Source organism: Colwellia polaris (assembly GCF_002104515.1).
GTDB classification, from domain to species: domain Bacteria; phylum Pseudomonadota; class Gammaproteobacteria; order Enterobacterales; family Alteromonadaceae; genus Cognaticolwellia; species Cognaticolwellia polaris.
Genome location: NZ_NBOE01000024.1, coordinates 1 through 2,224, shown reverse-complemented (window position 1 = coordinate 2,224; position 2,224 = coordinate 1). Strand labels below are relative to the sequence as shown.

Below are 2,224 nucleotides of genomic sequence, written 5' to 3'. Positions count from 1 at the left end.
CTGTGCAGTTATCTTCTTGGTTGGCGGCTCGTGCAATGTGTTCGTTGATATAGCCCATAAACCAGCTGATTTTCATCAGGCGTTTGCGATACACTTCAGCGGTGGCTTCAACGATAGCCATTAAGTGCTTTGGCAGTACATCACCCCGACAGTGTTGTTGTGTGAGTAATGTGCCTTTGTATAAGCGATGCCAACGCTCAATCACCTCTTTCATGCTCCATTGTTGGGCTTTTTCTTCATCAATAAATAACACCACATGATAATGGTTACTCATTACCGCATAAGCACAAACGTCAATAGCAAACACTTGGCTGAGAAAGTGTAACTTCTCTTCTATCCATTCTCGGCGGTGCTCAAAGCTTTGTCCTGATAAGGTATCTTCACCGCATAAAAAAGCGCGTCGAACACAACGCGCCACACAATGATAATACGGGGTATCTACTAAACTGATTTGTTGTTTCCTTGGCGTAGCCATAACTCACCTGAGATAATATCGTGGGATTTTCTTAGTTTAGTTCAGTGTTCTGTAAATTCAATTTAGGATGGGTGTCCTTTTAATTTTTCTATAATCTAAAACGGCTGTTTCCACTAACTCAAACTTACCCGTTATTGGGCTTTTCCATTCTTTTTTACTATTCCCAATAGCTAAAGGTAAATGTATTAGATTGATATCTAAACTTTTTGCAGTCCTTTCATGTGCCACGGAACTCTCCTGAAAACCTAACGCCCCACTAAGGGGCTAAATAATAGTTGGCTAAAATAGCGAACGAAGTGAGACTAGCCAACTGTTTTTAGTCCCGCTTGAGTGACTTGTTATGTTTCAGATACTTCTACCCATCTAGAATATTCTTCTTCTGAATCAAAAACTATATAGTCATTGACTGAATCCCAAGAAATTGCGCATTGTTTATTTAACGCTAAATCGTCATCGGTTGCGCTTAAAGGAATTTGACCAACAACAAACAACTTATCATGTATTAATTTGAACGTTATATTTTTAATAGCAAGAGTATCTGAATCAGAACCAAACGATACTGTTTTACCTTTAAATATGTCTACTAAATCTGAATCCATTGCAACTTTATCCCTGAAACATAACGCCCATTTAATGGGCAAAAAATGTTGGCTAAAATTTTGAGGAACGAAAAAGCCAACTGTTTTTTGTCCCTGTTTAAATGCTTGTTATGTGTTTACTTTAACACCAAGCTAAAATTATTTGCACCGTTGCCTGTGCGTTTAACCGAATTTTTTGAGCCACTTACCTTTGGTAAAACCGACATTAATAGCTTTGCATTTACGAAGTAAAAATTGCGCAAAGCTTATTAGTGAGTAAGCCTAAACTAGTTTGGCGAAAATTACACACCAACCCTAAAACGCTATTTTTGTGCTACGAAATAACCACAAACACAAAAATATTTTAGCCATATTTCCTAAAAACACATAACGCCCAAATAATGGGCTAAGTACATTTTGCTATAATGCGCGGAGCGCGAGCAAACTGTACGTGTCCCGTTGATTTGCTTGTTAGCAGCAAGGTTTATTAAAAACACTGAAACCACCAACAACGCAAGAATTAAATTAGTAGATGTGAGAAGCAAAAAATACGCTGCGCTACTTACCCACCAAAACACGATTGATAAACAATAACAAAAAATGCTTACCACTAAATTAAAAACTAAACTTGAACACAAAAAGGAAGAAAAGCTAAAAGCACCAATCCTTTGTTGAGAAATATCCAATTAGCCAAACACATTTACAAACAGAATAAGTAGTGCCTGCTAACGCCCTGTTAAGGGGCAAATTGTAGTTGGCTATAATGTGAGCGGAGCGAAACAGCCAACTGTTATTTGTCCCGCTTGAACAGCTTGTTATACGTTTTTTGCACTAACAAACTGACTTACAAAGCTTTTAACTAAAATAACCGATACTACTAAGTAAACCAATAATAATATTAACTGAAGAAATGGTGCGCCATATGAAATATGAATATCTAAATACATAGGAATAAAGGCTAGAGGACTAATTAACTTACCGAGTCCAATATTTAGTAAATAGGAATAGATAACAAATTTTAATTTTGACTCAATTTGAGTTTTGTATAGACATAATGACTCCCCACAAGGTGCTAGCCTCCAAATTCGTGGGTTAGTAAAACCAGAGCCATACTTAGTGTGTTAAACAACTAAAACTGGAGACTAGCATGAGTAAACATAGCATAATTTAT

General features: G+C 36.8%; 1 protein-coding gene and 1 pseudogene. Both read right to left on the bottom strand.

Features of this window, described 5'->3' with window-relative positions:
- Window positions 1-475 (bottom strand): annotated as a pseudogene (locus B6A32_RS19080) (transposase); the annotation flags it as partial.
- 338 nt (window positions 476-813) lie between these two features.
- Window positions 814-1,074 (bottom strand): hypothetical protein, encoded by a 261-nt coding sequence (locus tag B6A32_RS19075; RefSeq protein WP_085306502.1) that lies wholly within the window; start codon window positions 1,072-1,074, stop codon window positions 814-816.
- Window positions 1,075-2,224: the final 1,150 nt, after the last annotated feature.

Coding starts and splice junctions, on each gene's coding strand:
- B6A32_RS19075 (WP_085306502.1), bottom strand. CDS start 1,074: ATGGATTCAGATTTAGTAGACATATTTAAAGGTAAAACAGTATCGTTT.